At 72.2% G+C, this 3,360-nt stretch carries 3 protein-coding genes; all 3 read left to right on the top strand.

The annotated features are described in order from the left end of the window. A partial coding sequence (locus AX737_RS05245) for a response regulator (protein WP_156453540.1) occupies window positions 1–567 on the top strand: 567 nt, incomplete at its 5' end. 156 nt (window positions 568–723) lie between these two features. Beyond that, window positions 724–2,226: an ATPase domain-containing protein gene (locus tag AX737_RS05240; RefSeq protein WP_066919560.1), complete on the top strand. Its 1,503-nt coding sequence runs from the start codon at window positions 724–726 to the stop codon at window positions 2,224–2,226. Then, entirely contained in the window at window positions 2,219–3,265 is a 1,047-nt protein-coding gene (locus tag AX737_RS05235; protein WP_066919558.1) for a sensor histidine kinase, read from the top strand. Before AX737_RS05240 ends, AX737_RS05235 begins: the two co-directional genes overlap by 8 nt. The last annotated feature ends 95 nt before the right edge of the window (window positions 3,266–3,360 follow it).

Here is a 3,360-nt window from a genome sequence, read left to right as displayed (position 1 = left end):
ACGAAGCCGATCGGCCAGGGCACGGGCCTCGGCCTCTCGATGATCTACGGCTTCGTGCGCCAGTCCGGCGGGCAGGTCCGGATCTACTCGGAGGTCGGCCAGGGCACGACGATGTGCCTCTACCTGCCGCGCCATCACGGGCCCGCGGAGGGCCTGGAGCCCCTGCCGGACCTCGCCTCGGCGCCGCGCGCCGAGCAGGGCGAGACGGTGCTCGTCGTGGACGACGAGCCCTCCGTGCGCATGCTGGTGACGGAGGTTCTGGAAGATCTCGGCTACACCGCGATCGAGGCGGCGGACGGCCCCTCGGGCCTGCGCCTGCTCCAGTCGGACGTGCGCATCGACCTGCTCGTCACCGATGTCGGGCTGCCGGGCGGCATGAACGGCCGGCAGGTGGCGGACGCGGCCCGCGTCGGCCGGCCGGCCCTGAAGGTGCTGTTCATCACCGGCTACGCCGAGAACGCGGCCGTCGGCAACGGCCATCTGGAACCCGGCATGGCGGTCCTGACCAAGCCCTTCGTCATGGAGACGCTGGCCAGCCGCATCCGCGAGATGATCGAGGCGGGGTGATCGCGGACGTCGCATCGCCCCGATCCGCCCGGCGGGGAGCCCCATGCCCGCTCGCCGGACGCGGACCCCGTTTTAGAGCCGTGGCCGGTGGTGTAGGAGCGGGGCTCCCCGGACCGTGCCACGGCCCGGCCCTTGTGCTGATCGAGGCGCGCGACCGTGCAGAACCCTGATGGCGACGCCCTCCCCGTTCCAACGGGGGCGACCGGCCTCGACTACCTCCTGCGCGGCGGCTACGCCCGGAGCCGGGCCCACCTGATCGAGGGCCGCCCCGGCTCCGGCAAGACCACGCTCGCCATGCAGTTCCTGCTCGATGGCGCGCGGCGCGGCGAGCGCTGCCTCTACATCACCCTGTCGGAGAGCCGGCGCGAGCTCCAGAACGTCGCCGCGCGGCACGGCTGGTCGCTCGACGGCATCGAGATCGTCGAGCTGGTGCCGCCCGAACTCAGCCTCGATCCGCGCCAGCAGCAGAGCCTCATCCACGCCTCCGACCTCGAACTCGGCGAGACCGTGCACCTCGCGATGGCCGAGATCGAGCGGGCCAAGCCCGAGCGCCTGGTCTTCGACAGCCTCTCGGAGATCCGCCTGCTCTCGCAGGGGTCGCTGCGCTATCGGCGGCAGGTCCACGCCCTGCGCAGCTTCCTGCTGATCCAGAACACCACGGCGGTCCTGCTCGACGACCTCACGGCGGAGGTGGACGACCTCAACCTGCACAGCCTCAGCCACGCCGTGATCCGCATGGAGCACCTCGCGCCGCTCTACGGCGCGGAGCGGCGGCGCCTGCGCGTGATCAAGATGCGCGGCACCGCCTTCCGAGGCGGCTTCCACGACTACGTGATCCGCCGCGGAGGCCTCACGATCTACCCGCGCCTCGTGGCGGCGGACCATCCGAGCACCTTCCCGGAGGCGCAGGTCGGCAGCGGCAACGTCGCCCTCGACGCGCTGATCGGCGGCGGCCTCGACCGCGGCACCAGCACGATGCTGATCGGCCCCTCCGGCGTCGGCAAGTCGACCGTCGCGGCCGCCTACGTCACGGCGGCGCTCGAGCGCGGCGAGCGGGCCCTGATGCTCGCCTTCGACGAGACGACGAGCGTGCTGATGCGACGCTGCCGCGGGCTCGGCATGGACCTCGCGCCCCACGTCGCCAGCGGCCGGCTGCGCATCGAGCAGATCGACCCGGCCGAGATCTCGCCGGGCGAGATGGCGGCCCGCGTGCAGGACGCGGTCGAGCGCGAGGACGCCGGAATCGTGGTGATCGACTCGCTCACCGGCTACCACAACGCCATGCCGGAGGAGCGCTTCCTGCTCCTCCAGATGCACGAGATCCTGACCTACCTGAACCAGCAGGGCGTGGTCACGCTCCTCATCCTCGCCCAGCACGGGATGGTGGGCCCCATGAAGGCGGCGGTCGACCTGACCTATCTCAGCGACACGATCCTGCTGTTTCGCACCTTCGAGGCCGCGGGCGAGCTGCGCCGCGCGATCTCGGTGGCCAAGAAGCGCACGGGCCCGCACGAGTCGACGATCCGCGAGCTGCGGATCGATACCCGCGGCATCGCTGTCGGCGAGCCCCTGCGGCGGTTCCGCGGAATCATGACCGGTGTGCCGACCTTCGACGGCGAGGCGGACACGCTCCTGCCCGACCGCGACGCCGATGCCTGATTCCGCCCTGCCGGTCCTGATCCTGGCGCCCCACGGGCGCGACGCGGAGGTCGCCGCCTCCATCCTGGCCGAGGCGGGGATCCCGACCCGGATCTGCGCCGGCCTGCCGGAGCTGGTCGAGGCGCTCGACGGCGCCACCTGCGCCGTCGTCACCGAGGAGGCCCTGCTGATGGCCAACCGCCAGACCCTGGCCGACTGGGTGGCACGCCAGCCGCCCTGGTCGGACTTCCCCTTCATCCTGCTGACGCTGCGCCGGGGCGAGCCCGACCGGCGGCTCGCCGAGGCCCTGGGCAACGTCAGCTCGGTGGAGCGGCCCTTCCACCCCGCCACGCTCGTGATGGCCGCCCGGTTCGCGGGCCGGGCCCGCCGCCGCCAGCACGAGGCGCGGGCGCATCTGGAGGAGCGCGAGCGCACCGCCGAGCGGCAGGCCCTGCTGATCCGCGAGCTGCACCACCGGGTGAAGAACACGCTGGCGACCGTCCAGGGGCTGCTCGGCGCCTCGGCGCGGGCGGCCACCAGCGTGGACACCTTCTACAACGCCTTCTCGGCGCGCATCATCTCGCTTGCCAAGACCCACAACCTGCTCACCGACGACTACTGGCAGCAGGCCTCCCTGAGGGAGATGCTGGTCAACGAGCTCGGCCCCTACGACGATGAGGGAGGCGGGCGCATCCACCTCGACGGGCCGTCCGTCGAGCTGATCGGCGACCTCGCGGTGCCGACCGGCATGGCGATCCACGAGCTCACCACCAACGCGGCCAAGCACGGCGCGCTCTCGCTGCCGGAGGGGCGCGTCGCGGTGCGCTGGGAGGTGCGGCGCACCGGAGGCGGGCGGGACCTGCTGCTCGACTGGCGCGAGAGCGGCGGTCCGCCGGTCGAGGAACCCACCCGGAGGGGGTTCGGCTCGACGCTGCTTCAACGGGTGCTGAAGGTCCAGTGCGGCGCCGAGATCGCGTTCGCCTACGAGCCGGGGGGGCTGCACTTCCACATGGAGGTGCCGCTTCCGGACCAGCGCGCCGTGCCGGCCTACGAGGGCTGAGGATGCCTCATACCGTTTCCGGTCGATCGGTCCGGCCGCATGAGGTGAACCGCGCCATGCCCCCTCTCCCATAGGGAGAGGGTTGGGGTGAGGGG

It is taken from the genome of Methylobacterium sp. CCH5-D2, from assembly GCF_001556475.1.
GTDB classification, from domain to species: Bacteria; Pseudomonadota; Alphaproteobacteria; order Rhizobiales; family Beijerinckiaceae; genus Methylobacterium; species Methylobacterium hispanicum.
The sequence above is the reverse complement of the archived record's forward strand: the minus strand, read 5'-3'. Positions and strand labels throughout refer to the sequence as shown.

Excerpts from the sequence above, each read along its gene's own strand:
- AX737_RS05235 (WP_066919558.1), top strand. The coding sequence starts at position 2,219 with ATGCCTGATTCCGCCCTGCCGGTCCTGATCCTGGCGCCCCACGGGCGC.